Here is a 26,863-nt window from a genome sequence, read left to right on the forward strand (position 1 = left end):
AATCCAGCCAATAGCCTGCGCTACATCAAACGTCTCCGGTACCGGTAAGAGCTCAGACCTCCGGCCGGTACCGGAGACGTTTGGATAAGTTACAGCTCTTCGCGGATATAGCGGATGCGCTCGTCTTCGTATACCTGGTAGATGTTTTGCAATAATGCTTTTAAATCATCCGATTGTTCGCCCATGCGGATACTCATAATTACTGGCGACACCGCGCGCTGCTCGTCCAGATCCAGATAACTGACATCCTGGCGGATAAAGGCATGCATACTGCTGGGTACTATCGTCAGGCCTTCACCGGCGGCGACTAAACCGATAGCAATTTGCAACTCCCGCACTTCAATCACCTTATTCGGCGTTAAGCCGCGATCATAAAACAGCGCCAGGATCTGGTCGGCAAAGCTCGGTCGCGGCTGCTTTGGGAACACCAATAAAGGCTGATCAATCAGATCACGCAGCGTCAGCTTCTGGCCTTTTTGGGCCAGTGCATGCGAGGAAGGCAGCGCTACCATTAGCGGCTCTTCGCGCAGCAAAATACGCCGGATACTGGGATCCTCGACCCTTAAGCGACCAAAGCCAACATCAATTTTGCCGGCTTTTAGCGCTTCAATCTGCTCTGAGGTGGTCATTTCGTGCAGGGTCAGCTCTACGTTGGCATGTTGCTCGCGAAACTGGCGGATAATCCGCGGCAGCAAGCCATACAGCGTAGTGGCAACAAAACCAATCGATAAACTGCGCTCAATTTTGCCAACCCGCTGCGTCATGGTTTTGATTTCAGCACTTTTGGCCAGCAGCCGTTTGGCATGGGTATATAAAAATTTACCGGCTTCGGTCAGCTGCAATGGCCGGCTGCTGCGTTCGAATAAGCTGACGCCCAGCTCATCTTCTAATTGCTGAATTTGCCGGCTAAGTGGCGGCTGGGCAATAAAAAGCCGCTCCGCCGCGCGGGTAAAATTCTGCTCTTCTGCCACTGCGACAAAATACCGTAAATGCCGAATTTCCATCTTTTATACCTTTTTGGTATGGAGTTGATACCAACATAGTGTTGGAACTGCGATTAACGCCGAAGTATTGTCCGGTTATCCGATTTAACTATACCGAAACGATATGATCAAGGCGATTGAAACAATTCTGATAGATATCCCGACCATCCGGCCCCACAAGTTGTCGGTAGCGACGATGAGCACCCAAACTCTGGTACTGGTGCAAATCCAAACTGACGACGGTTACAGCGGCTGGGGCGAAGCGACCACCATCGGCGGCCTGAAATATGGCGACGAAAGCCCGGAAAGCGTAGCGGTGAATATTCGCCAGCATATCGCGCCCTTATTACTGCAGCAAGATGAGCGTCAGGTCGGCGCCCTGATGTACCGCCTGCGCAAAAATATCCGCGGCAACCGTTTTGCCAAATGTGCGCTGGAAACTGCGCTGCTGGATATTCAGGCACAGCGTTTGAGTGTGCCAATGAGCGAACTTTTAGGTGGCCGCCTGCGTGACAGCGTACCGGTGCTCTGGACTCTGGCCAGCGGCGATACCGTCAAGGATATCGATGAAGCGCAGATGATGCTCGACTTGCGCCGCCATAACAGCTTCAAACTGAAAATCGGTTTAAACAGCATTCAGCACGACGTTAACCATGTACTGGCGATTAAAAAAGCGCTCGGTGCTGACGTCAGTATCCGCGTTGACGTCAACCAGGCCTGGTCTGAACTGCAGGCCACCACCGCGATCCAGCAGTTACAGGATGGTGGTATCGACTTAATTGAGCAGCCACTAAAAGCGGAAAACCGCGCCGGCATGGCACGGCTGGCACAGCGCTTTAGCGTGGCCATTATGGCCGACGAAACCCTAAACGGCCCGCAGGATGCGTGGGAAGTGGCCCGCCTGAATGCCGCTGATGTGTTTGCGGTAAAAATTGCTCAGTCCGGCGGCCTGACCCAGGCCAAAGAGCTTGGCACCATCGCCCGTTTAGCCGGCATTAGCCTGTACGGCGGCACCATGCTGGAAGGCGCTGTTGGCACTATGGCCTCGGCCCAACTGTTCGCCACCTTCGATGAGCTGGAATTTGGTACCGAATTGTTCGGCCCGCTGCTGCTAAAGCAGGACATTCTGGCCGAGCCACTGCAATACCGTGATTTTGCGCTGCAACTGCCGACCACTCCGGGTCTGGGGCTGGCGCTGGATCTTGACAAAATTGCTGCCTGGCGTCGCCCGGCTTAAGGAGCTTTAGCATGTTATTTCAAGTACGGATGGATGTAAGCATCCCCGCCCATTTAAGCGAAACCGAGGTCAACGACCTCAAAAGCCGCGAAAAAGCGCTGGCGCAGCAACTGCAGCAAAGTGGCAAATGGCGCCATCTATGGCGCATTGCCGGCCAGTATGCCAACACCAGTATTTTTGATGTAGCCAGTAACGAAGAGCTGCACAACCTGCTGCTGTCGTTGCCGCTGTATCCCTTTATGCAGATTGAGGTCACACCGCTATGCCGGCATCCGTCCTCGATCCATGACGACGACCGTTAAACCACGCTCTCACTAATAATTTGATACCGACAGGGGACAACACCATGACACATAACGAAATTGACCAGTTAGTAAAAGGCTTTATTATCGACGCCGCCCAATCTGCAGCGAACCCGCGGGTACAGCAAATTGTACTGCGCTTGGTAAGTGACTTATTCAAAGCGATTGAAGATCTGGATCTTAGCGCCAGCGAAGTATGGAAGGGCTTAGAGTTTCTGCAGGAAGCCGGCGGCCGCATGGAGCTGGGCTTAATTGCCCCGGGCATCGGCTTAGATCGCTTCCTCGATATCCGTTTTGACGAAGCCGAAGCCAAGCTTGGTATCACCGGTGGCACGCCACGTACTATCGAAGGTCCGCTGTATGTGGCCGGTGCGCCTGTTGCCAAGGGCTTTGCGCGACTGGATGACGGTACTGAGTCTGAGCAAGGCAAGGTGTTGTTTATGCAGGGCACCGTCTATGGCGCCGATGGCAAGCCGCTGCCGAACAGCCAGGTTGAAGTTTGGCATGCCAACCTGCTCGGTAACTACTCATTCTTTGATAAATCGCAGTCTGATTTTAACCTGCGCCGCACCATCATTACTGACGACAACGGCCGTTATCAGTTCCAGAGCATCGTACCTAAAGGCTACGGCTGTCCGCCAAATGGCAGCACCGCCAAATTACTGGGGTTATTAGGTCGTCACGGTCAGCGCCCGGCCCATATCCACTTTTTTGTCAGCGCCGCCGGTCATCGCAAACTGACCACCCAAATCAATATCGACGGCGACGAATACCTGTGGGATGACTTTGCCTTTGCCAGTCGTGAAGGCCTGGTGCCGCCGGTGGTTGAAGTCAGCGATCCGGCTGAACTGGCCAAGCATGGTGTCAGCAAACCGTTCGCCTCAATTGATTTTGACTTCCACTTAAATGCAGAAGTGGCGGCCGCGCCAACGACAGAAGTTGAGCGGCGTCGCGCCCAGGCCTGAGCTTAGGCTTAGTTCGCCAGGAGTTAACTCCTGGTTCTAACCGGGTTCCCTTGGCGCAGCAGTTGGGTAAGCCATAGTAGAGACTGCTGCGCCTTTTTTCAGGCTATATGAAACTGATTTTGAGGTAACACACCATGTATATGATCGATCCGGACCGGCCGCTAAACGAGCGCACCCTGAACGACTTTTTAATTGAAGATCACGCCAAAGGCGACTACCGGCTGCATCGCAGCGCCTTTACCGACCAGCGTTTATTTGAGCTGGAAATGAAATATATCTTCGAAGGTAACTGGATTTACCTGGCCCATGAAAGCCAGATCCCAGATACCAATGACTACTACAGTACCTATATTGGCCGGCAGCCAATCTTTATTGCCCGCAACCGCGCCGGCGAGCTGAACGCCTTTATTAACGCCTGCAGCCACCGTGGTGCCCAGCTGTGCCGGCATAAAAAAGGCAACAAAGCCACCTTTACCTGTCCGTTTCACGGCTGGACCTTTAATAACAGCGGTAAGCTGTTAAAGGTTAAAGATCCGCTTGATGCCGGTTACTCAGAGTGCTTTAACAAAGAAGGCTCGCACGATCTGAAAAAAGTGGCGCGCTTTGAAAGCTACCGGGGCTTTTTATTCGGCAGTCTGAACCCGGACATCGCCCCACTGGCGGAGTTTTTGGGTGAAGCGGCGAAAATCATCGATATGATTGTTGATCAATCAGCCGATGGCTTAGAAGTGCTGCGCGGCTCCTCTACCTATACCTTTGATGGTAACTGGAAACTGCAGGCTGAAAATGGCGCCGACGGTTACCACGTTTCCGCCGTGCACTGGAACTATGCCGCGACCACCAACCGCCGTAAAGAAGAAGCCGCCAAGCGTGAAGACAATATCAAAGCGATGGACGCCGGCCGTTGGGGCCAGCAGGGCGGTGGCTTCTATGCCTTTGAACAGGGCCACATGTTGCTGTGGACCAACTGGGCCAACCCGGAAGATCGGCCGAATTTTCCGCGTTATCAGGAATTTGCCGACAAATTTGGTCAGCACACAGCCGATTGGATGATCCAGCGCTCGCGCAACCTGTGTCTGTATCCGAACGTCTACCTGATGGATCAGTTCGGCAGCCAAATCCGTCTGTTACGGCCACTAAGCGTGGATAAAACCGAAGTTACCATCTATTGCATTGCACCTAAAGGCGAAGCGCCAGAGGCCCGCGCCCGCCGCATCCGCCAGTACGAAGATTTCTTTAACGTCAGTGGCATGGCCACTCCGGACGATTTGGAAGAATTCCGCGCCTGTCAGCAGGGTTATGCCGGCAAGGTGATGGAGTGGAACGATATGTGTCGCGGTGCCACGCACTGGATCCAGGGCGCGGATCAGGCCGCACAGGAAATTGGTTTAAAGCCGGTGATGAGTGGCCTGAAAACCGAAGATGAAGGCTTATACACAGTACAGCACAGCTACTGGTTAAAAGTAATGCAAGACGCTCTGGCCAAAGAAGGAGGCAAAGTATGAATAAGCTGAGTAATAGCGCGGTTGATTATCAGCAACTTTGTGCCTTTTTATACCGCGAGGCGCGTCTGCTTGATGACGAACAATGGGATGACTGGCTGCAGTGTTATCACGATGAGGCGCAGTTCTGGATGCCTTCCTGGGATGACGACGACAAACTGGTTACCGATCCGCAGACCGAAATTTCGCTGATCTATTATCCAAACCGCGCCGGTTTGGAAGATCGGGTGTTCCGAATCAAAACCGAACGTTCCAGCGCTACCATGCCGGATACCCGCACCAGCCATAACCTGAGCAATATCGAAGTGGTAGCGCAGCAGGGCGATTTAGTCACGGTGCGTTTTAACTGGCACACCCTGAGTCATCGCTACAAAACCACGTTCAGCCACTTTGGCATGTCGCGTTATGTGATTGATTTTAGTGGCGATAGCCCGAAAATCCGCGACAAGTATGTGGTGCTGAAAAACGATTATATCCATCAGGTTATTGATATTTATCATATTTAATTGCCGGGGAGCCTGCTATGACCTTTCGTATTGCCTTACAGTTTGAAGACGGTGTCACCCGCTTTATCGACTGCAAAAACGGCGAGCTGCTATCCGATGCTGCTTACCGCCAGAAAATTAATATTCCGCTGGACTGCCGTGACGGCGCCTGCGGTACCTGCCGCGGCTTTTGTGAGTCGGGCAAGTACGAGATGCCGCCTGAGCTGTATATCGAAGATGCGCTAACCCCGGAAGAAGCCGCACAAGGCTATATTCTGGGCTGTCAGATGCGGCCTAAGTCTGATTGCGTGGTGCAAATTCCGGCTTCGTCGACCAGCTGTAAAACCGGCATGGCCGAATTCGCCGGCACCCTGACGGCGCTTAGCCAGCCGAGCGATTCAACCATTTGCTTTACTATTGCGCCAGAGCAACCTGCTGCGCTAAGTTTTCTCGCCGGGCAATACGTTAAGGTCGCCGTACCGGGCACCCAGGATAGCCGTGCCTATTCGTTTAGCTCCGGCCCGGGGCAGGATAGCGTCAGCTTTATCGTACGTAATGTCCCGGGCGGCCTGATGAGCAGCTTTTTAACTGACAGTGCGAAAGTTGGCCAGGCCATGAGCTTTAGCGGCCCTTACGGCAGCTTTTATCTGCGACCAGTACAACGGCCGGTACTGATGCTGGCTGGCGGTACCGGCATTGCGCCCTTTATGGCGATGCTGGATGTGCTGGCGCAAACCGGCAGTGCTTATCCGGTCAACCTGGTATTTGGCGTAACCCATGATCAGGATTTAGTTGAGCTGGACAAACTAGATGCTTTTAAAGCCACGCATAGCTGGTTTGACTATCGCACTGTGGTGGCCAGCGACGCCAGTCAGCACCCGCGCAAGGGCTATGTTACGGCGCATATTGACGACACCTGGCTCAATCAGGGCGATGTCGATATCTATCTGTGCGGCCCGGTGGCGATGGTGGATGCGGTACGCAACTGGCTGAATACCGCACAAATCACCCCGGTAAGTTTCCACTACGAGAAATTCTCGGCCAGTGTCGGAGCTTAAGATGAACGCACGCTTTTTAAATAAAGTCGTCCTGGTTACCGGCGCAGCCCAGGGCATCGGCCGAGGTGTCGCCGAAGCGCTGGCACAGGAAGCCGCCAAGCTGGTATTGGTTGACCGCGCCAGCTTTTTGCCGGAGGTGGCCGCGGAAATTAAAGCCGCAACCGGCCTGGCTGACAGCGATGTTCTGACCGTGGAAGCTGATCTGGAAAGCTGGAGCGGTGCCGAGCAAATGGTGCAGGCGGCGCTGACACAGTTTGGCCGCATTGATGTATTGATCAATAACGTTGGCGGCACCATCTGGGCCAAGCCATATCAGCACTATCAGCCGGATGAAATTGAAGCGGAAATCCGCCGCTCCTTAATGCCGACCTTATGGAGTTGTCGTGCAGTATTGCCAACGATGCTGGCGCAGCAAGGCGGGGCCATCGTTAACGTGTCATCAATTGCCACCCGCGGTATTAACCGCATTCCCTATTCGGCTGCCAAAGGCGGGGTTAATGCGTTAACCGCCAGTCTGGCATTTGAGCATGCGGCGGATGGCATCCGGGTCAATGCGGTCGCCACCGGCGGTACCGAAGCGCCACCACGCAAAGTGCCGCGCAACCCCAAACCACTGAGTGCCGACGAGCAGATCTGGTATCAGCAAATTGTCGATCAGACCATCGAATCGAGCCTGATGAAGCGCTACGGCAGCATTAACGAGCAGGTGCAGGCGATTTTATTCCTGGCCTCGGAACAGGCCTCTTACATTACCGGCACCGTCTTGCCGGTCGGTGGCGGCGATCAGGGCTAAGCGGCAAACAGGGCGAACCAGCGCCGATAACTCTTTAACTTAAGCTTTGCCAGTTGCTGGCACAGCGAAGCAGGTGAACAGATGATAGATAAAACTGTGGCGACCGCCGCTGACGCGGTGGCGAAAATTTACGATGGCGCAACGGTGATGATTGGCGGCTTTGGTAGCGCCGGCCAGCCGGCTGAGCTGATTGATGCCTTAATCGCTCAGGGCGCGCGCGAGCTTACCATTGTTAATAACAACGCCGGTAACGGCGACACCGGGCTGGCGGCACTGTTAAAAGCCCGCCGGGTGAAAAAGATTATCTGCTCTTTCCCGCGTCAGTCCGACTCCTATGAGTTCGATGCGCTGTACCGTGCCGGCGAGATAGAGCTGGAATTAGTGCCACAGGGCAACCTGGCTTGCCGGATTCAGGCCGCAGGTTCAGGCCTTGGCGCAGTGTTTACCCCTACCGGCTACGGCACCTTGCTGGCCGAAGGCAAAGAAACCCGCGAAATCAATGGTAAACACTATGTGCTGGAATACCCGATCAGTGCCGACTTTGCGCTGATTAAAGCACAGCAGGGCGATCGCTGGGGCAACCTGGTGTACCGTAAAACCGCGCGTAATTTCGGCCCCATTATGGCCGCCGCGGCTAAGGTCACCATTGCTCAGGTTAGCGAAATTGTGCCGCTGGGCGCGCTGGATCCGGAGCAGGTGGTAACGCCCGGCATCTTTGTTCAACAACTGGTTGCAGTATAAGGAGCCGCATGATGACCTATCAGCCATTAAGCCGTGATCAACTGGCGGCGCGGGTTGCCCGCGATATTCCGGAAGGTAGCTATGTCAACCTCGGCATCGGCTTACCAACGCGGATTGCCAACTTTCTCGATCCGGAAAAAGAAATCTTTTTACACAGCGAAAACGGCCTGCTGGGCATGGGTCCGGCACCAGCGCCGGGCGAAGAAGATCCGGAGCTGATTAACGCCGGCAAGGAGTTTGTTACCTTGCTAACCGGTGGTTGTTATTTCCATCATGGCGATTCCTTTACCATGATGCGCGGCGGCCATATCGATATTTGCGTACTCGGTGCCTTTCAAATCGCCGCCAATGGCGATCTGGCCAACTGGCATACCGGTGCTGCTGATGCCATTCCGGCTGTAGGCGGTGCCATGGATTTAGCCGTGGGCGCGCGCAAAGTCTTTGTTACTACCGATCATGTCACCAAAAAAGGCGAGCCGAAAATTGTTGAGCGCTGCAGCTATCCGCTGACCGGCGTCGGCTGTGTCGATCGCATTTACACTGATCTGGCGGTGATTGATGTGACACCACAGGGCCTGCTGGTACAGGAAATGGTACCGGGCATTACCCGTGAGCAGTTGCAGGCGATGACCGGTGCTGCACTGCAATTTTCCGCTAACTGTCAGTAAGCCCTAGGAGCTAACGATGAGTGAAGTCTATATTTGTGATGCCATCCGTACGCCCTTTGGCCGTTTTGGTGGTGCCTTAGCTGCCGTACGCGCCGATGATTTGGCCGCGGTCCCGATTAAAGCCTTAATGGCCCGCCAGCCGCAGGTTAACTGGCAGGCAGTGGATGATGTGGTCTATGGCTGCGCCAATCAGGCCGGTGAAGATAACCGCAACGTAGCGCGAATGGCAGCCTTACTGGCCGGCTTGCCGGTCGAAGTGCCGGGTACTACCGTTAACCGGCTCTGTGGCTCCAGTCTGGATGCGATTGCTATTGCTGCCCGCGCTATTAAAAGTGGCGAGCAGCAATTATTGATTGCCGGTGGCGTGGAAAGTATGTCGCGGGCGCCCTTTGTGATGGGTAAAGCCGACAGCGCTTTTTCGCGCAATCAAAAAATTGAAGACACCACCATCGGCTGGCGCTTTATCAATCCGCTAATGGCAGAATTGCATGGCGTGGATGCGATGCCCGCCACCGCCGAAAATGTCGCCGAAGATTTTAATATCAACCGCGCCGATCAGGACGCTTTTGCACTGCGCAGCCAACAGCGCGCCGCCGCAGCACAACATGCCGGTATTCTGGCGGCAGAAATTACGCCGGTATTGATCCCACAGCGTAAAGGCGAGCCGTTAGTCATCAGCGAAGACGAACACCTGCGCCCGGATACCACCCTGGCAGCATTACAAAAGTTAAAGCCGGTAGTCAAAGCCAGCGGCACGGTCACGGCTGGTAATGCTTCCGGCGTCAACGATGGTGCCTGTGCACTGTTACTGGCCTCGGCAGCGGCTGTCAAAGCGCAGCAACTGACGCCGCGCGCCCGCATTTTAGGTACCGCCGTCGCCGGTGTTGCGCCACGGATTATGGGCTTTGGCCCGGCACCGGCAGTAAAAAAGGTGCTGGCGTTAACCGGGCTTGCTCTGCAGCAAATGGATGTCATTGAGCTAAACGAAGCCTTTGCCGCGCAGGCACTGGCAGTTACCCGCGATCTGGGCCTGGCCGATGATGACGCCAGAGTCAACCCTAATGGCGGCGCTATTGCGCTCGGTCATCCACTGGGCGCATCCGGCGCGCGGCTGGTCATCAGCGCTTTACAGCAGCTGGAACGTAGCGGTGGTCGTTATGGTTTATGCACCATGTGTATCGGCGTCGGTCAGGGCATCGCCATGATTATCGAACGGCTGGAGGCAGCAGATGTTCGTTAAAACCGACGATAGGGTGCAACTTTACTATCAAACTGCCGGTGATCCGGCCAATCCGGCGCTGCTGCTATCCAACTCGCTGGGTACCCGCTGGCAAATGTGGCAGCCGCAACTGGCGGCTCTGACGAAACACTTTTATCTGATTAGCTACGACAGCCGCGGGCACGGCGAGTCGGATAAACCCGCCGGTCCTTACAGCCTGACCCGGCTGGGGCAGGACGCACTATGCGTTTTGGGCGCGCTTGGCATTAAAAAGGCGCATTTTTGCGGCATTTCGATGGGCGGCTTAACCGGGCTATGGTTGGCAGTCTATGCGCCGGAGCGGTTTTTAAAGATCGTCGTAGCTAATACCGCGGCGAAAATCGGCACAAAAGAAGGCTGGCAGAGCAGGGCAGCAGCGGTGCGTGAACAAGGCCTGGCAGAGCTTGCAACATCAGCGCCGCAGCGCTGGTTTACCCCGGGCTTTATTCGCAAGCATGCCGCTTTAGTTGAGCAGTTAACGGATACTTTAGCTGAGCAAGATAAAGAAGGTTATGCCGCCTGCTGCGATGCCCTGGCCGAGGCAGATTTACGCGCGGATCTGTCACGGATCCAGTTGCCGTTGTTGGTTATCGCCGGTAGTGCCGATCCGGTAACCACAGTGGCAGACGCCGAGGCGATTGTACAGGCTTGCCCTAGTGCCAGGCTGGTATCGTTAAAAGCCTCGCATATCTCCAATCTGGAACAACCTGCAGCCTTTAACCGGGCGCTAAGTCAGTTTTTGCGGAGCTAGTATCCAGCAGCGTCAGGATAAGTGCATCCGGCGGCTAAACGCGCCGTACAACTTTCCTGGGGCACGCCGTGAACCCATCCCTGGGGGCTCCTCTTTTTCATCCCTGAAAAAGACGTCCCCAGAAAAGTGCACTATGCATTTACCGCCTCGTTTGACCACTTTTGTAGTCCATATAGGATTCAACAGCGCTAAAAAACTTCTCCAGATGCTATAAGTAAAACCTTTGCAGCCAGGCAGCGAGCCGATATTGCTAAGCAAAGCGTCTTTCGCATGGATGCGAAAGAGGAGCCCCCATGGACGGGTTCACGGCGTCTTTGCGTGCAATATCGGCTGTAAGCAGCCTGGCGGTTCGCTGCAAATGCTCCTGCAGAATGCGTTACAACGTTGGTCAGCTGTCTCGCAATCTCGAAAAATACCCGGTTTGTGTTGCAAGTAAAACCTTTGTAGCCAGGCAGCGAGCCGATATTGCTAAACAAAGCGTGTACGGCATGGATGCCGGACAGGAGCCTACAGGGATGTATTTACGGCGTCTTTGTGTGCAATATCGGCTGCAAGCAGCCTGGCGGTTCGACTAAAACGAACTTATCGAAGCTGCAGATCTGCATTACCACTCAAGGATGGGTAACACCATTCTGCAATCAACAATAACCCTGCCTGTTTTTCATGCATATCCAAACCCGAATAGCAATAGTTTTCCATACTTTCTCGGTATAGTGACATACTGATTCGGTGTTGGATTATCACGCTATAAGCAGCGTATCTTCTGGTTAATGGTGAAAAATACACCATACCGATAGGGTTGCCTCGCCAGCCTATCCATCAACAGGAAGATAGAGAGAACACCGCAATGCCAAACACAACAATACACCCTGCCGGCAGTAACCGGCCCGACAACAGGCTCGATGTCAACCAAACCATCGACAACGCCCGCTTTAACCGCTTTCACTGGCGGGTACTGCTACTCTGTGCACTGATTATTATCTTCGACGGCTACGATCTGGTGATATACGGTGTCGTGCTGCCGGTACTGATGCAGGAATGGCAACTTACCCCGATGCAAGCCGGTGCCCTTGGCAGCTATGCATTGTTTGGCATGATGTTCGGTGCACTGTTTTTTGGTCCGCTGGCCGACAAAATTGGCCGCAAAAAAGCCATCGCCATCTGTGTGGTGCTATTCAGCGGCTTTACCTTTTTAAACGGCTTTGCCCGTGATGTCACCGAATTTGCCATCTGCCGCTTTATCGCCGGTTTAGGTATTGGCGGCGTAATGCCCAATGTGGTGGCGTTAATGAACGAATATGCGCCGAAGAAAATCCGCAGCACCCTGGTTGCTATTATGTTTAGCGGCTATTCGGTAGGCGGCATGTTGTCGGCCGGCCTCGGCATTTGGCTTTTGCCCAACTTTGGCTGGGAAGTTATGTTCTATCTTGCCGGCATTCCGCTGTTATTACTGCCGTTGATTATGCTGTTACTGCCTGAGTCGGTTGGCTTTTTAATTAAACGCGGCCGTCATAGCGAAGCGCGGCAAATGCTGAAAAAGGTAGAGCCGGCGTTGTCATTAACCACGCAATCCGAATTGCTTTTGGCCGACAATAAACCTGCTGGTAAACCGGTTAAAGAGCTATTTACCGACGGTCGTGCGCTGGGCACCCTGATGCTGTGGCTGGCGTTTTTCTGCTGCTTGCTGATGGTGTATGCGCTGGGTTCCTGGTTACCGAAGTTAATGGCCAATGCCGGCTATAGTCTGGGCTCCAGTTTAGCCTTCCTGCTGGTACTGAATTTTGGTGCCATCTTTGGTGCGGTCGGTGGCGGTGTACTGGGTGATAAACTAAATCTACCCAAGGTATTGGCGGTGTTTTTTGCTATTGCCGCGGTGTCTATTACCTTACTTGGCTTTAAACCACCGATGGTTGTGCTGTATTCACTGATTGCCATTGCCGGCGCCACCACCATTGGCAGTCAGATCCTGCTGTATGCCTGTGCCGCACAGTTCTATAACCTGAATATCCGTTCCACCGGTCTTGGCTGGGCGTCGGGAATTGGCCGTAACGGCGCCATAGTGGGTCCCTTGCTGGGCGGGTCTTTGCTGGCGATTAGCCTGCCATTGCAACTTAACTTTTTGGCCTTTGCCGTACCCGGCGTGATTGCATCTGTGGCGATGTCGGTGTTTGTATTAAGCCAGCGCAGGGGCAAGGCAGCACCGGCTTTTGTCTTACAAAAACAACGGGTATAAGCAATGCGAACTCTACTGCGGGATAGCTCAGTATCAGCGTTGGTGGCCGGTTTAATCGCGACCTTGATTTCCTATGCCGGCCCTTTGTTGATTATTTTTCAGGTTGCCGCTGTGGCGGAGTTACCCGCAGCCCTGCTGAGCTCCTGGATCTGGGCCATCTCGATTGGCAGTGGTGTACTGGGCATTGCCCTCAGTTATTACTACAAGGTGCCGGTGATTATCGCCTGGTCGGCGCCCGGCTCAGCGCTGCTATTAACACTGTTACCGGGATTAAGTTATGCCGAAGCCGTTGGCGCTTATCTGATGACCGCGTTGTTGCTACTGCTGCTGGGGCTAACCGGTGCCTTTGACCGGCTGCTAAAGCTGTTACCGCCGGCCATTACGGCAGCTATGTTGTGTGGCATCTTACTGCAGTTTGGCATGGCGGTATTTGGGGTATTGCCGCAAAACCCGCTACTGGTCTTGTTAATGTTACTGGCTTATCTGCTGGGGCGGCGCTTTTTACCGCGTTACGCCATCGTGCTGGTATTACTGACCGGGCTAACCATAGCATTGTGGCAGGGGCAGGTCGATACCAAGCTGATCAGCTGGCAGTTAGCCACAGTGGTGTGGACTACGCCGGTATTTAGCCTGCAGGCTTTGCTTAATGTGTCGGTGCCGCTATTGCTGGTGGCACTAAGCGGCCAGTTTATGCCGGGTATGGCAGTGCTACGACAAGCCGGTTACCCACTGGCCGCCAGCCCGCTGTTAACCCATAGTGCGCTGGGCAGTGCAGCGCTGGCGCCCTTTGGTTGTCATGGTTTAAACCTAGCCGCCATTACTGCGGCGATCTGCACTGGCAAAGATGCGCATCCGGATCCGGCCAGGCGCTATATCGCCGGTATCAGTGGTGGTGTGGCGTATCTGCTGCTGGGGATCTTTGGCGGCACTTTGGTGGCACTGTTTAGTGCTTTTCCCAGGGCTTTTATTGCGGCCTTAGCCGGGCTGGCGTTGTTTGGTGCTATTGCCGGTGCCTTGCACTCTGCCATGGCAGAGCCCAAAACCCGCGAAGCCGCCCTGATTACCTTGCTACTTACCAGCTCGGGCGTCAGCTTATTCGGTCTGGCTGCCGCCTTTTGGGGCCTAACCGCCGGCTTACTGACCCATGTTGTACTTACTTATAAACAGAATGAACTAACACCCTAATACTTTTTCGACAGGATTTTTTATGCGCAATGATATGTGTGGCGGCTTCGTGCGGCCTGAATTTAGCAAAACAAACCGCTCTAAAGCAGCTAAGTCTTTATCTTATATCGTTTTTAGTCTTGCAGCTGTTATTGCCAATGCCGCACAGGCTGATGGGGAAATCACCCCACTGTGGCAGGATAGCAAGCTTGATTTACAGCTAAGAAACTACTATTTCTCGCGTGAGTTTAGCGATCTTAAAAGTCCGGGGCCACGGCGCGCAACCGAATGGGCACAAGGCGCGGTGGCAAGCTTTAAATCCGGCTATAGTGCGACGCCGCTGCAGGTCGGTTTTGACGTGCATGCCTTCGCCGGCGTTAAGCTCGACAGCAGTCGCAGCAAAATTAACAGCGGTTTACTGGCATTGGACGACGATGGCACTGCCGCCGACAGCTACGGCCGGCTGGCCGGTACGCTAAAACTAAAGGCCGGCGGCACTGAGTTAAGAGTAGGGGAGTTGCTGCCGAATTTGCCGGTATTAACCTATAGCGATATCCGGTTATTACCGCCAACCTATCAGGGTGCCAGTTTGCATTCTGTGCTGAGCAGCAAGCTAACATTACAGGCTGGCTATCTGGAAAGTACTAGTCTGCGAAACCGCGCCGGGCGCGATAAATTACAGGCTATGCTGGGGCATGTGCCGCAGCGCCAGGTCAGCAGCGACAGCTTTCGCTATCTTGGCGCTGATTATCAGTTAACGGCGAACAGCCAGTGGCGGCTTTGGTATGCGCAGCTGGAAGATCTCTATCAGCAAGCCTATCTTAACTGGCAGCAGCAAATTGCACTGAATCAGCAGTTGCAGTTTAAAGCCAATCTTGGGGTGTTTTCGGCGCAGGAGCATGGCCGTGCGCTATTAAACCAGCTGGATAACCAGGCCTTTTACGCGCTGTTTTCGCTAAAGCAGGGCGCACATACCGGCTATATGGGTTATCAGCAAATGCGCGGCGACAGCGCCTTCCCTCGGGTATTTGCCAATGTCAGTATTCTGGGTAACGAAGTACCAACTTTTGAATTTGCCTCGGCCGGCGAAAAATCCTGGCAACTGCGTTACGACACCGACTTTAGCCACTTTGGCATACCGGGTTTAAGCAGCACCCTGCGCTATATTAAAAGTCATGGCGCCCGGGTGGGAACGGTAACTGATGGCGAGGCCTTTGAACGCGATCTCGATCTGGCTTACAGCGTGCAGCAAGGCGCATTAAAAGGCTTAAGCTTGCGGCTACGCAATGTCACGGCCCGCGCCAATTACCGCACCGATATCGACGAAAACCGCATTATTGTGCAGTACAACCTGACGTTTAACTAAGGCATAGTGATACCCGCAAAGCGTGCGCCCGCCAACTAACAAAGTTATCCACAGCACTCCGGTACCGGCCGGAGGTCTGAGCTCTTACCGGTACCGGAGACGTGTGGATAAGTTAGCTTAGGGCGAGGTAGAGCGTGCGGCTGCTTAACAGCAGGGTGATAGCCAGCACGCTAAAGCCCAGCAGATTTTGCCGGCGGTTATTGCGATAGCGCCCCAGCGCTTTAGCATTGACCGCGACTAACAGACAGAGCGTAATAACCGGTAATAAAATGCCATTGGCAACCTGGGCAAACCAGATCACGCTTAAAGGTTTTAGGCCCAGACTGGATACCGTAATACCTATTAGCATTACCAGCAGCCAGGTCAGGCGAAACTGCTGCGGATTCAGTGCCAATAAACCCTGCAACGCATAAGCCGCCGCCAGTGGCGCCGTGAGTGCCGATGATAAACCGGCCGCCAATAAGCCCAGCGCCATCAGATAGCGGGCACTGGCACCAAACAGCGGTTCCAGCGACAGTGCCAGCTCACCGGCGTTACTAAGCGTCAGCCCTTTGCCAAAAAATGCGGTAGCCGCCGTCGAGACTATTGCCAAAGTAATTAGGCCACCCAGCGGAATAGCAGTACGCAGATCGGCGGCAGACTCCGCCAGCGCCTGGGCTTTGTCGGTAGTTTGCCATTTACGGGCCGCACTGGCGGCATGTAAAAACAGCGAGTAGGGCACAACGGTAGTACCAACCAGCGCAATCACCGTTAACGTTGCGCCTTCCGGCAGTTGCGGTACGAAAAGTCCGCGCAGCATGGCCGACCATGCCGGTTGGGTTAGCAGCATGCTGCTGATAAAGGCCAGGCTCATTAATAGCACCAGGCCAATTAACCAGCGCTCAATTAACTGATAGCGGCCTTGCCATAGGATCGCCGCAGCGATGGCGCCTAATAGCAAAGCCCAGGGGTTCAGCTTGCTGTGCTCTGTCAGCGCAAGTCGCCAGGCGGTATCCCCCCAAATGGCTTCAGCACCCAGGCTGGCACCAGTCAGATTACCGCCCTGATAGGCACTGTTACCCAGCACAATAGCGGCAATAACCAGCAGATAAAGTAAGGCTCGCAGCAGCGGATGCTGCAGTTGCTGGCGCAAATTCTCACCCAGCCCCGACCGGTTACGATGCCTAATCGTGCCGCCATCTCCTGCAAAATCAGCGTTGCTAACACCGAAAACAGCAAGGCCCACAGCAAAGCATAACCAAAGTTAGCACCGGCCAGTGATGCAGTAACTACGGTACCAGGCCCAATAAAAGCAGCGGTAACCAGGGTGGCAGGGCCAAAGCGAAAGACGGATGACATAGTTGTTGCTAAGCAGATAGTAGTTAACTCAAGACTTTACTGAAGCACTGGCAGCAGATCCAGTTAATTCGCTTTTCGTTGCCTGATAGCAGGTTTCCTGTTGGTTATTAAAATTATTTTTCACCTTAACTTTATGATTAATATCGATAATAAAAAAATATTCGATTTTTCTAAATTTTTTTTGGCCGAATTTATAAATCGTCACGTAACAACGGAAGCGTAAAGAAACGCAGACAAAACGGAGAGTGTTGTCATGACTAATGTAAGTCAGCTGTTGTTAAACCTAAGTGTAAAGAAAAAATTGTTAAGTGGCTTTGCCGTGGTACTGGCCATCTTATTAACCATCAGTGCCCTGAGTTTTCAGGCTTTGGGCGCTTTAAGTGAACGCTTTACGCTACTGAACAACGTGAAAAGCATTAGTTTGCTGATCTCCGATGCCCGGCAGCAGGAAAAAAACTTTATCCTGCGCGGTGAGGTGCAGTATATCGACACGGCCATTGCCAATGTTGAGCAAAGTCTGCGTTTGTCTGACGCCGCTATCGCCGGCTTTAGCACGCCAGAAAGCATTACTCTGATGCAAACCCTGCAGCAACAGGCCCGCAGTTATCAGCAGGAACTGAAAAATTATCAACGACTTGAGCTGGAAAACCGGGCTCGTCAGCAACAGATGGAAGCCCAGGCGTACGCTGCCATCAGAAGCTTTAGCCAGTTGGAGCAAGACTTCCGGGCCAAGGCTACTGCTGCGATCGCGCGTCAGGGTAATGCCGAAACTATCGCTGCGCTAAGTTATTCGCAGCTGGCTGCTGATGCCAACCGTGCCTTGCTGGAGGCGCGACGCTTAGAGCGTAACTTTATTATCAGCAAGGATAATGCGGTTTATCAGGCACTGTTGGCACAGTTGGCAACGCTGGAGCAAATTATTCCGCAGTTACAGCAAAGTAGTAATGAGGCAATGGTGCAGCAACTGTTGGCCGAGGTGAATCAGCAGCTGGCGGCCTACCGCTCTGAATTTAGCAGTTTTCGCCAAATCAGTGCCCAGCTGGATAACTCTGAGCAGCAATTAACCGAGCAGGCTCGTGCTGTGGTATCTGATGCTGATTTATCGTTAGCGCGACAATTAGAGCGCCTGGCCGTGGAAGAGCAACAGTTAAAAACGGTATTACTGGTGTCCAGTGCGCTGGCGCTGCTCTTCGGCATCGCTGCCGCCCTGATCATCACCCGTCTGATTGTAAAACCGCTACAGCAAGTGGTGGCCGTGGCAGATAAAATTGCTGACGGCGATTTAACTGCCGATTTGGTCCCCGATCGTAGCGATGAACTGGGACAGTTGATGCAGTCTATGCAGCGCATGACGTTAAGTTTACGGCAGCTGATTTTGCGCCTCTCGGCAGGGATAACGCAATTGGCCAGTTCAACTGAAGAAATGGCGGTGATTTCGCAGCAAACCAGCACCGGTGTGGCACAACAAAAAATGGAAACCATGCAGGTTGCCACCGCAATGAATGAAATGACCGCCACCGTGCAGGATGTGGCCCGCAGTGCCGAGGAAGCGTCAACTGCAGCTACTCACTCAGCCGAGCAGGCTGAATTTAGCAACCGCATTTTAGATCGCACTATGAGCGGCATTAAAAATCTGGCGCAGGAGGTCAGTGATACGGCGGTATCCATTGCCGAATTGCAGCAAGAAGCCGCCAGTATCGGCGAAATTGTTAGCGTGATTTCTGGTATTACCGAGCAAACCAACTTATTGGCACTGAATGCGGCCATTGAGGCGGCGCGGGCAGGTGAAGCCGGGCGCGGGTTTTCTGTTGTGGCCGATGAAGTACGGCAACTGGCCAACCGGGCACAGCAGTCTACTACCAAAATCAGTGAAGTGATTAAGCGTTTACAGCAAAAAACCGAACAGGCAGTACAGGCGATGCAGGCCAATGCCGGCATGGCGAATGAGGTATTTAAATCGACGGATGATGCCACTGAGGCTATCGAACTGATTATTAGTAATATCAAGAATATTCAAGCGATGAATCAGCAAATTGCTGCTGCAGCCCTGCAGCAAAGTACGGTAGCAGAAGAGATTAACCGCAGTTTGACCAATATTCAGGTAGTAACAGAGCAGTCTTCGGTCGCGATTGAAGAAACCGCCAAAACCAGCAGTGCGCTCAGTCAGCTTGGACTGGAACAACAGCAACTGGCCAATCAGTTCCGGTTATCTGCTGCCTGAGAGAGCTGGCAGCAGGAGCTGCCGGCTGCACCTGGAGGGTGCCATGCTAGAAAAATATTCACAGTTAACTCCTGGCGCTTTCTTTATTCTGGAACGGGATAAAGTAGGAGATTACCGGCTGCCCTCGGCCAGTGAGAGTATCTACCGGATCACGGGTTACAGCGCTAAGACGTTAAAACGTAAGCCACACCTGTTTTTTGTTAATGTACACCCGGATGATATTTTGCAGTTACAGCAACAAATTCAGTTATCGGGCAGAGAATTACAGCAGTTGTATGTCAAGTGCCGGTTTTTGCACGCGGCCGGACATTGGGTTTGGTTAAGTATTAAAGCCGCACCGCAATATTTAAACTCAGGGGTGCGCTGGTGTGGTTTTACCTATGTGGTGAACCCTCAAGCTTAATTTTATCCCGCCAAATCGCCAGTTGGCAGGATTTTGCTGCTGGCGCAATTCTCCCTGTGCTAGGGTAAGCACTGCAAAATAACCAGAATAAGTGCTTGCTATGAAAAGACTTCAATACTCTGTTAGCCGTGTCGCCCTGGCACTGGCAGTCTCGTTTTCCCTTGTTTCCTGTAGTCAGCTTGGAACGACAACTAACACGGCGCAGCTGCAGCCAAGCGCCGTGACTATTGCGGCCAGTAGCGCCGATGTGACTCATCTTAAACCGTTAAGCCTGAGCGACATTATGCAGTTTCGCGAGATCAAAGAGCGTGCGGTTAGCGGTAATCAGCAGTGGCTGCTTTATACGGCTGAGCCGGATTTTGGCGACAGTACCGGCTATGTGCGGCATTTACTCAGCGAGCGCGAATTTAGTATTGAGCGCGCAGATCGTGGCCAGCTCAATCAAAGCGGTAGTTTTGCGCTGTTTCGCCAGCAGGCGCCGCTGTTAGCGCGTGAACAAGCTAAAAACGATAAGGCTAAACGTGATGCCCTAGCGCAGAACGCGGTATTAGTTAATACCACGACTGGCGAGCAGCGGGTATTTACCAATATCGAACGCTTTAGCTTTACCGGTGCCGGTAACTATGCCCTGTTACTGGCGCGCAAAGCCGATAGCAAAGACAGCAGCCAATTGCTCCAACTGCTGGATTTACAAAGCGATACGGTGAGCGATTTAGGGCAGGTGACAGAGTTTGCTACCGCCAAAGACTCGGACTTAATCGCCCTGGTCGTTGAGCAAGCAGGCATTGAGCAAGCCGCCACTAAGCAAACCACAACAGACAAAGCGGCAAAAAACACCAAACCAAGCCAGCAGGTGTTAGTTTATTTCCCTGCCGAGCAGCGCAGCCTGACACTTACTGAAGCTAACGCCGACATCAAACAGCAATTGCGTTTTAGCCCGGATGGCCAGCAACTGGTATTTTTTAGCGCCGCTAAAGCCGAAAAAGGCCAGGAGAGTGCGCAGCAACTTTGGCATTGGTCGGCTAAAAATTTAACAAGCAGCAATCAAAACCCGGCCCGGCCATTAGCTGTAGCACAAGATGGCTGGCTGTTAAGTGATAAGCAGGCACCGGAGTGGCGTGAGGATAGCCGGGCGGTACTGTTAGGTTTTCGGCCGCTCGTCGCGCCGGCAGAAGCTGCGGCGGCACTGGAAACGGACGAGCAACTGTTTGATTTAGCCCGCCTGGCCGCTGGGCGCAAGCTGCAGGTGTGGCATGGTCAGGATCCGCGGATTATCCCGCAGCAAAAAGCGGAGTATCAGCAAGCACAGCGCCGCACCGCTCCGGCTTTGCTCTGGTTGGATAATAGCAGTGTGGATAACAGTAGCCTGGCAAGCAGCGCCACACCACGACTGGTAGCGCTAAGTGCCGATATCGAAGATCGGCTGTACCCGTCGCAAAACCCGCAGGCGGCGCTGCTCAGCAATGGCCGTCCTTATCTGCAGCAACTGACCTGGCAGGGCCGGTTACATGATATCTGGCATGTTAATTTGCATACCGGACAGCGGCAGCAGGTCTTTGCCGGCAACCCACCTTACGAGCGTGCGCACCTCTCACCCTCTGGCCGTTATGCGCTGTATCAGCAGCAGGGCAAACTCTGGTTATTCGATAGCAGCGATGGCAGCAAACGTCAGTTGGCAGCGGATATCAAGGTATCCTGGGTTGATGAAATGCACGATCGGCCCGAGCCTGCCGCAGCTTACGGCGTAGCCGGCTGGCTAGCCGATGAGTCGGCGGTACTGGTTTATGATCGCTTTGATATCTGGCAACTGGGCCTGAATGGCGACAACCGTAATCTGACGGTTAATGGCCGCGACACGCACTGGCGTTACCGCTTTGAACAAACCGATGCCAAAGCGCAGGCTATTGCCGTGAATAGCAAGCTGCTATTACGCGGTTTTAACGAGCAGAGCAAACAAAGCGGCTTTTATCAGCTGAATTTGGCAACGGGTGAACGACAAACCCTGATCAGCGGCAATAAGCGCTACGATTTTGTTGAAGCGCTGGAGCAGCAGAATGCCTACTTGTTTACCGAGCAGAGCTTTCGTCAGTTTCCGGATCTTAAACTGTCGAAGCCTGATTTTAGTGAGCAGACTCGGCTAACTGACGTTAATCCGCAGCAGCGAAATTTCGTCTGGGGCGACAGTCATCTGATTGACTGGTTTACCGCCGATGGCGAGCGGCTGCAAGGCGTGGTATTAACACCGGATGGGTATGACCCAGCTAAGCGCTATCCGGTGCTGGTGTATTACTACGAGCAATTCTCTGACCGTTTGTTTAACTATAACCAGATGCGGGTGAATCACCGGCCGAACTTCCCGTTTTATTTAGGTCAGGATTATGTGGTGTTTTTACCGGATATCCGTTTCCGCGAAGGGGCGCCCGGGCCAAGCGCCACCGAGTCCTTACTGCCGGCGATTGACCGTTTAATTGAACTGGGGATTGCCGATCCTAAGGCTATTGGTTTGCATGGCCATAGCTGGTCTGGTTATCAAACGGCTTTTGTGATCACCGAAACCGATCGTTTTGCCGCTGCTGTCGCTGGCGCGCCGGTAGCGAATATGACCAGTGCCTATAGCGGTATTCGCTGGCAAACCGGCCTGGCGCGACAGTTCCAGTATGAAACCGGCCAAAGCCGAATTGGCGAGTCGATGTTCGACAATCTCAAACCTTATATCGATAATTCCCCGGTGTTTTTTGCCGATAGAATTAACACGCCGCTATTGATCCAATTTGGTGATAAAGACGGTGCTGTGCCTTGGGAGCAGGGGATTGAGCTGTATTTAGCATTGCGCCGCTTGGATAAAGATGTGGTAATGCTGCAATACGAGGGCGAAGATCACCATCTGGCGGACTTTGCCAACAAGGTGGATTACAGCATGAAAATGCTGGAGTTTTTTAATCACTACCTAAAAGGCGAACCGGCACCACTGTGGTGGCAGCAAGGGCAGCCGTATCAGCGCAATGACTAAGCACTAGTTAACATTATCAACACCAGGCGCCAACCCTTGTTGGCGCCTGGTTTAAACCGTAACAGGCATACAGCTTTTCTTAAGTAGTTTATTGGCGTTGGAGACGGCTGCGGTAAATAGCAGTTCGTTTAATTTTTATTTTCAATATTTATACAATAAGCTTTGACATCCCGGTTTAAACCTATACACTGGGCTGGCTTAATTAGCTTGTTCATTATTTATGCAAACCTTGAATGTTACTGCCGTTTAGTACCCTTTCCTGTATTCATAAGTTTAAACATCTCTTGCAGCACTATCGCCTCATCGCAGGCAACTTTAATTAATTAATACAGGTAACTCTTATGTCTACTCCAACTACCGGCACCGTAAAATGGTTTAACGAAGCTAAAGGCTTTGGTTTTATTGAACAAGCGTCAGGTCCTGACGTTTTTGCTCATTTCAGCGAAATTTTAAGCAGCGGTTTTAAATCACTGCAAGAGGGCCAACGGGTGCAATTTACCGTAACGGCCGGCCAAAAAGGCCCACAAGCATCAAAAATTTCTGTGATGTAAGGCTTAACCGCCTGCTCTGAGCCAGTAAGTTTTTTTGGCAAGGAACTACACGACAAAACCACTGCATCGCAGTGGTTTTTTGCTTTCAATCTAAAGTCATTATTAATTGCGGAGCGGACGTTATTCCGGCAGGAATAAGCTAAACTGGTACAACTTTACCACAGGAGCTGTTACTGATGTCTGAAGCAATGCCTGATTCGCCGCTAACGCAGCCGACTTATTTTATCCCACATGGTGCCGGCCCCTGTTTCTTTATGGACTGGAACCCCGCCAATACCTGGCAGCAGATGGCGGTGTTTTTACGCGGTATCGAGTCTGATTTACCGGCGCCACCAACAGCCATTTTGCTGATTTCGGCACACTGGCAGGATGACGCCTTTGCGCTGACCGCTGCGGCCAAACCCGATTTAATTTACGACTATTTTGGTTTTCCGGAGTCGACTTATCAGCTGACTTATCCGGCACCCGGCGCACCTGAGCTGGCGGCGGCGATTGCCGAACGGATTAGCGCAGCGGCTTTACCCAGCCGGCTGGAGCAGAGCCGCGGTTTTGACCATGGCGTTTTTATCCCGTTAAAACTGATGTTTGTCAAGGCAGAGATCCCGGTAGTGCAGCTGTCACTGCAACGCGGCCTGGATGCCTCAGCACATCTTCAGCTGGGCGCGGCATTGGCGCCGCTGCGAGAGCAGGGCGTACTAATCGTTGGCAGTGGCATGAGTTTTCATAATATGCGTGGCTATGGCGATCCCCGCTATACCGCGCCTTCAGAGATCTTTGATCGCTGGTTAACCGATGCCGTGCAGGCCGAACCGGCAACACGCTATGCCTTGTTGCAGCAGTGGCAAACGGCGCCCCATGCCATAGATTGCCATCCACGCGGGGCCGAAGAGCATTTGCTGCCGCTAATGGTTGTTGCCGGAGCCGCCGGCGCGGCAAACGGCCGTAAAGTGTATTCAGAAAATGTGCTGCGTACCCAGTTGTCAGCATTTCGGTTTGGTTAGAATGACGAGCACAGTTGGCTAGCTCGCAGGCTGTGTCGTCCGTTCAGCCAAGTAGCAAGGTCTGACAAATGAGGAATGATTTGCGATTTTGGGGTTTAACATCGCAGGTCGCGTCTCCGGTACGGCAAGCATACCGGAGACGGGCGCTTCGTAGTGAGCAGCTTATGTTTGCAAAATGTTTGCGGGCGTTAGAATGTACCAGTGTGTACCAGCAGTAAAAACAAAAACAGCACCATAAGGTGCTGTTTTTGTTAGGAATTTGGTGCGTCCTAGTGGACTCGAACCACCGACCCCCACCATGTCAAGGTGGTGCTCTAACCAGCTGAGCTAAGGACGCAAATGTTGTCGCTGACAACGGGCGCTATGTTATTGCGCGCCTTGCACTTTGGCAAGTGTTTTTAAGTTCCGGCGTTGTGTTTGCCTGAAAATTAGCCGGTCAGTCCCACCGGACACAGTTGGTTTAGTTGTTGGTACCAGCCAACGTGCTGCAGCAGCTGTTGTTGTAGTTCAGTAGCCGGTTGCTGATAGCGTTGCTGCAATACCGGTAGCAGGGCGCTATCCTGATAGAGTTCGGCCAGTAACGGCCAGCTTTGTTGCTGATAGCGCGTTAACTCAGCCAGGTAAGCCTGTACCTCGCCAATAAAGTATTTACGAAATACGGTACTTAGAATGGTTAGCTGCTCGGTTTGGCCGCGCGGGCAGAGGCTGGCCGGTTCAATCGCCAGCAACGCCGGGTTGATGCTGCCAAGCCAGCTTGCGGCGTAGCGCAGGCTATATTGCAAATCAGATAAAAAGCTAAAACGGTAGAGGGTTTCCAGTGCCTGTTCCGGATCGATCCGGCTGGCGCTGTACCAATCTTGTCGAGCCACGGCTTGTTTTAGCTCAACTAATTGCTGCAGCGCGCCCAGGCTCTCGGTAAAGCCGCTATTATCGCCGGGGGTAAGGGTGCTATTACTGCCCAGCCAGCGTTTGCGCAGCGTGTCATCGGTTTGCAGCATATTGTTCAGCGCGATAGCGATGCTGTGTTGTTTCTGCTGATACACTTGCTGTAATTGGCTGTTTAACGGTTCTTCCCACGGCTCAGTTAAGCATTGTTGCAAGGTGGCGAGAAAGCGCAGTTCGTAGTTTAAGCGTTTGCTGGCGGTAAACACCTTGCCCAGGCTGCTGTTGCGCTCTGCTATTAATTGATCCAGGCCGCAGCGGCGGGTGGCGAACGCATCAAGCAGGTCGATGCGTAAATCGGGTAAGGGTTGTTGCAGCGCCGATTTCGCGATAAAAGCCGGCGCGGCAGTCAGCTGTGGTGCCGGGCTATCCAGTGCCAATACCCGGTTTACCCGCTGCTGATAATCGCGCAAGGTGGCAACGCCCTGGCTGTCGCCACAGCCGCTTAACAGCAAACAGCAAAGCAGACTAAGCAGTAGCCCCCGTTTTAAATTCATGCTCCATCCTGTTGATTTGTTTACGTAATACCATTGCCAGTGCGATAGCGGCACAGGTTAAGCCGACAATAATACCCGTCCAGAAGCCATGAGGCCCCATCGGTTCGACCAGCCAGTTAGTTAAACCTAGTACGGCACCCAAACCAAAACCGATTGGCCAGTATGAGATTAGTGTAATAAAAAAGACCGGAGTGGTGATTTTCATGCCACGCAGGGCACAGGCGGCGACGACCTGTACGGCATCAGAGAATTGATAAATGGCTGCCAGTATTAACAGCGAGCTGGCCAGGGCGATTACCGCCGGATCCGGTGAGTACAAGGCGGCGACGTACTTTCTGAACAGCAGGGTAAAAATCACGGTAAGCAGCGACATCGCAACCGATAATACTATGGCCGTGCTGATCGCTTTTTTCAGCTCCATTAAGTTTTGCTCGCCGACCAAATGGCCAACCCGGATAGTGGTAGCTAAACCTAAGCTTAGCGGTAGCATAAAGACAATAGCACTGTAATTATGCGCCACCTGATGGCCAGCGACGGCGATTGGGCCTAAATGTACGATCACCAATGGAATACAGGCAAACAGCGTTACTTCAAAGAAAATCGAAAACGCAATGGGTGTGCCGATGCGGATTATTTGCCATTGATCTTTTAAGCTCAGCCACAGCTTTTCCGGCCAGTGGCGGTAGGGGCGGGTGCTGCGGCTGGTGTAGCCGTAAACCAGCATCGCAATAAACATCGCCACAAACACCAGACTGGTGGCGACACCACAGCCAGCACCGCCCATCGCAGGCATTCCCAGTTTGCCGTAGATAAAAATATAGTTGGCTGGCACATTAACCAGAATACCGACAAAGGCTATCCACATACTGGCTTTGGTATTGCCCAGGCCTTCAAACAGGTTGCGCATCACCATATAGCCCGCGGCGGGGAATAAGCCAAAGCTGACATAAAATAAGTAGTCGAGGGTTTTTTCCCGCAGCAGCGGGTCCATATTCAGCCTTGATAGCGGAATATCGGCAAATAACATCAACACGAATAACAGCGCTGCCATGATAAAGGCCAAATACAGTGCCTGTAACGTATAGTGGCTAATCGGTTTGGTTTGTTTACTGCCGTAGTACTGCGCCACAATCGGCGTTAAGGCCAGCAATAAGCCCTGCATCGTCAGCACGACCGGCAACCAAAGACCTGATGCCACAGCAATGGCGGCCATATCCGTGGCGCTGACGCGGCCGGCCATGACGGTATCGACAAAATACATCAGAGTTTGCGTTAGCTGGGCTAACACTATCGGGCCAGACAGTTTTAAAATGGTTCTGGCTTCAAAGCGGGAAAAAGGTAACATGAGCGCCAATGTCGTATCGAGCGTAAAAATAGGCGCGTAATGTACCACA

General features: G+C 53.1%; 22 protein-coding genes, 1 tRNA gene and 1 pseudogene. 19 read left to right on the forward strand and 5 right to left on the reverse strand.

The genetic code is table 11. The annotated features are described in order from the left end of the window. Nucleotides 1-89 precede the first annotated feature (89 nt). Entirely contained in the window at nucleotides 90-1,004 is a 915-nt protein-coding gene (locus AGRI_RS01145) for a LysR family transcriptional regulator (RefSeq protein WP_008983197.1), read from the reverse strand. Between the two features lie 103 nt (nucleotides 1,005-1,107). Here AGRI_RS01145 and AGRI_RS01150 point away from each other — a divergent pair, with 103 nt between their 5' ends. The 14 genes from AGRI_RS01150 (at nucleotide 1,108) to AGRI_RS01220 (ending at nucleotide 15,506) form a co-directional block, all read left to right on the forward strand. Beyond that, nucleotides 1,108-2,220 (forward strand): muconate/chloromuconate family cycloisomerase, encoded by a 1,113-nt coding sequence (locus AGRI_RS01150; RefSeq protein WP_008983198.1) that lies wholly within the window; start codon nucleotides 1,108-1,110, stop codon nucleotides 2,218-2,220. 11 nt (nucleotides 2,221-2,231) lie between these two features. Continuing rightward, nucleotides 2,232-2,522: a muconolactone Delta-isomerase gene (catC, locus tag AGRI_RS01155; protein WP_008983199.1), complete on the forward strand. Its 291-nt coding sequence runs from the start codon at nucleotides 2,232-2,234 to the stop codon at nucleotides 2,520-2,522. 44 nt (nucleotides 2,523-2,566) lie between these two features. Next, nucleotides 2,567-3,487, forward strand: coding sequence for a catechol 1,2-dioxygenase (gene catA / locus AGRI_RS01160; RefSeq protein WP_008983200.1), 921 nt, complete (start codon nucleotides 2,567-2,569; stop codon nucleotides 3,485-3,487). A 134-nt stretch (nucleotides 3,488-3,621) separates the two neighbouring features. Next, entirely contained in the window at nucleotides 3,622-4,992 is a 1,371-nt protein-coding gene (benA, locus tag AGRI_RS01165; protein ID WP_008983201.1) for a benzoate 1,2-dioxygenase large subunit, read from the forward strand. Next, nucleotides 4,989-5,495: a benzoate 1,2-dioxygenase small subunit gene (gene benB / locus AGRI_RS01170; RefSeq protein ID WP_008983202.1), complete on the forward strand. Its 507-nt coding sequence runs from the start codon at nucleotides 4,989-4,991 to the stop codon at nucleotides 5,493-5,495. Before benA ends, benB begins: the two co-directional genes overlap by 4 nt. A gap of 17 nt (nucleotides 5,496-5,512) precedes the next feature. Next, on the forward strand, nucleotides 5,513-6,532 hold the full coding sequence (benC, locus tag AGRI_RS01175; RefSeq protein WP_008983203.1) for a benzoate 1,2-dioxygenase electron transfer component BenC: 1,020 nt from the start codon (nucleotides 5,513-5,515) through the stop codon (nucleotides 6,530-6,532). A gap of 1 nt (nucleotide 6,533) precedes the next feature. Then, entirely contained in the window at nucleotides 6,534-7,325 is a 792-nt protein-coding gene (gene benD / locus AGRI_RS01180) for a benzoate diol dehydrogenase BenD (RefSeq protein WP_008983204.1), read from the forward strand. An 81-nt stretch (nucleotides 7,326-7,406) separates the two neighbouring features. Further along, nucleotides 7,407-8,066, forward strand: a complete 660-nt coding sequence (locus tag AGRI_RS01185; protein ID WP_008983205.1) for a 3-oxoacid CoA-transferase subunit A — start codon at nucleotides 7,407-7,409, stop codon at nucleotides 8,064-8,066. An 8-nt stretch (nucleotides 8,067-8,074) separates the two neighbouring features. Next, nucleotides 8,075-8,734, forward strand: coding sequence for a 3-oxoacid CoA-transferase subunit B (locus tag AGRI_RS01190; protein ID WP_272941529.1), 660 nt, complete (start codon nucleotides 8,075-8,077; stop codon nucleotides 8,732-8,734). Nucleotides 8,735-8,750: 16 nt separating this feature from the next. Then, nucleotides 8,751-9,974, forward strand: coding sequence for a 3-oxoadipyl-CoA thiolase (gene pcaF, locus AGRI_RS01195; protein WP_008983206.1), 1,224 nt, complete (start codon nucleotides 8,751-8,753; stop codon nucleotides 9,972-9,974). Then, a complete protein-coding gene (gene pcaD, locus AGRI_RS01200; RefSeq protein WP_008983207.1) occupies nucleotides 9,964-10,743 on the forward strand; it encodes a 3-oxoadipate enol-lactonase in 780 nt (259 codons plus the stop codon). Before pcaF ends, pcaD begins: the two co-directional genes overlap by 11 nt. Nucleotides 10,744-11,590: 847 nt before the next feature. Next, nucleotides 11,591-12,976 (forward strand): MFS transporter, encoded by a 1,386-nt coding sequence (locus AGRI_RS01210; RefSeq protein WP_008983209.1) that lies wholly within the window; start codon nucleotides 11,591-11,593, stop codon nucleotides 12,974-12,976. Nucleotides 12,977-12,979: 3 nt separating this feature from the next. Then, nucleotides 12,980-14,161, forward strand: coding sequence for a benzoate/H(+) symporter BenE family transporter (locus tag AGRI_RS01215; protein WP_008983210.1), 1,182 nt, complete (start codon nucleotides 12,980-12,982; stop codon nucleotides 14,159-14,161). A gap of 22 nt (nucleotides 14,162-14,183) precedes the next feature. Beyond that, nucleotides 14,184-15,506: an OprD family porin gene (locus tag AGRI_RS01220; protein ID WP_008983211.1), complete on the forward strand. Its 1,323-nt coding sequence runs from the start codon at nucleotides 14,184-14,186 to the stop codon at nucleotides 15,504-15,506. 112 nt (nucleotides 15,507-15,618) lie between these two features. Here AGRI_RS01220 and AGRI_RS01225 read toward each other — a convergent pair. Further along, nucleotides 15,619-16,844, reverse strand: a pseudogene (locus AGRI_RS01225) (Nramp family divalent metal transporter). Nucleotides 16,845-17,097: 253 nt separating this feature from the next. Here AGRI_RS01225 and AGRI_RS01230 point away from each other — a divergent pair. The 5 genes from AGRI_RS01230 to AGRI_RS01250 all read left to right on the forward strand — a co-directional run bounded on the left by AGRI_RS01230 (nucleotide 17,098) and on the right by AGRI_RS01250 (nucleotide 24,030). Next, entirely contained in the window at nucleotides 17,098-19,065 is a 1,968-nt protein-coding gene (locus tag AGRI_RS01230; RefSeq protein WP_008983213.1) for a methyl-accepting chemotaxis protein, read from the forward strand. Between the two features lie 43 nt (nucleotides 19,066-19,108). Further along, the gene (locus AGRI_RS01235; protein ID WP_008983214.1) at nucleotides 19,109-19,468 is read left to right on the forward strand and encodes a PAS domain-containing protein; all 360 of its coding nucleotides are present in this window, start codon (nucleotides 19,109-19,111) and stop codon (nucleotides 19,466-19,468) included. Nucleotides 19,469-19,568: 100 nt separating this feature from the next. Further along, a complete protein-coding gene (locus AGRI_RS01240) occupies nucleotides 19,569-22,478 on the forward strand; it encodes an alpha/beta hydrolase family protein (protein ID WP_040291144.1) in 2,910 nt (969 codons plus the stop codon). 341 nt (nucleotides 22,479-22,819) lie between these two features. Beyond that, nucleotides 22,820-23,029, forward strand: a complete 210-nt coding sequence (locus tag AGRI_RS01245; RefSeq protein WP_008983216.1) for a cold-shock protein — start codon at nucleotides 22,820-22,822, stop codon at nucleotides 23,027-23,029. A 176-nt stretch (nucleotides 23,030-23,205) separates the two neighbouring features. Next, on the forward strand, nucleotides 23,206-24,030 hold the full coding sequence (locus AGRI_RS01250) for a DODA-type extradiol aromatic ring-opening family dioxygenase (RefSeq protein ID WP_008983217.1): 825 nt from the start codon (nucleotides 23,206-23,208) through the stop codon (nucleotides 24,028-24,030). Between the two features lie 260 nt (nucleotides 24,031-24,290). Here AGRI_RS01250 and AGRI_RS01255 read toward each other — a convergent pair. The 3 genes from AGRI_RS01255 to AGRI_RS01265 form a co-directional block, all read right to left on the reverse strand. Next, nucleotides 24,291-24,367 (reverse strand) — tRNA-Val (locus AGRI_RS01255). 91 nt (nucleotides 24,368-24,458) lie between these two features. Beyond that, nucleotides 24,459-25,469, reverse strand: coding sequence for a DUF3080 family protein (locus tag AGRI_RS01260; RefSeq protein WP_008983218.1), 1,011 nt, complete (start codon nucleotides 25,467-25,469; stop codon nucleotides 24,459-24,461). Beyond that, nucleotides 25,441-26,814: an MATE family efflux transporter gene (locus tag AGRI_RS01265; protein ID WP_008983219.1), complete on the reverse strand. Its 1,374-nt coding sequence runs from the start codon at nucleotides 26,812-26,814 to the stop codon at nucleotides 25,441-25,443. The genes AGRI_RS01260 and AGRI_RS01265 overlap by 29 nt, the downstream gene beginning before the upstream one ends. Nucleotides 26,815-26,863: the final 49 nt, after the last annotated feature.

The sequence above is a fragment of the Alishewanella agri BL06 genome (assembly GCF_000272005.1).
GTDB lineage: Bacteria > Pseudomonadota > Gammaproteobacteria > Enterobacterales > Alteromonadaceae > Alishewanella > Alishewanella agri.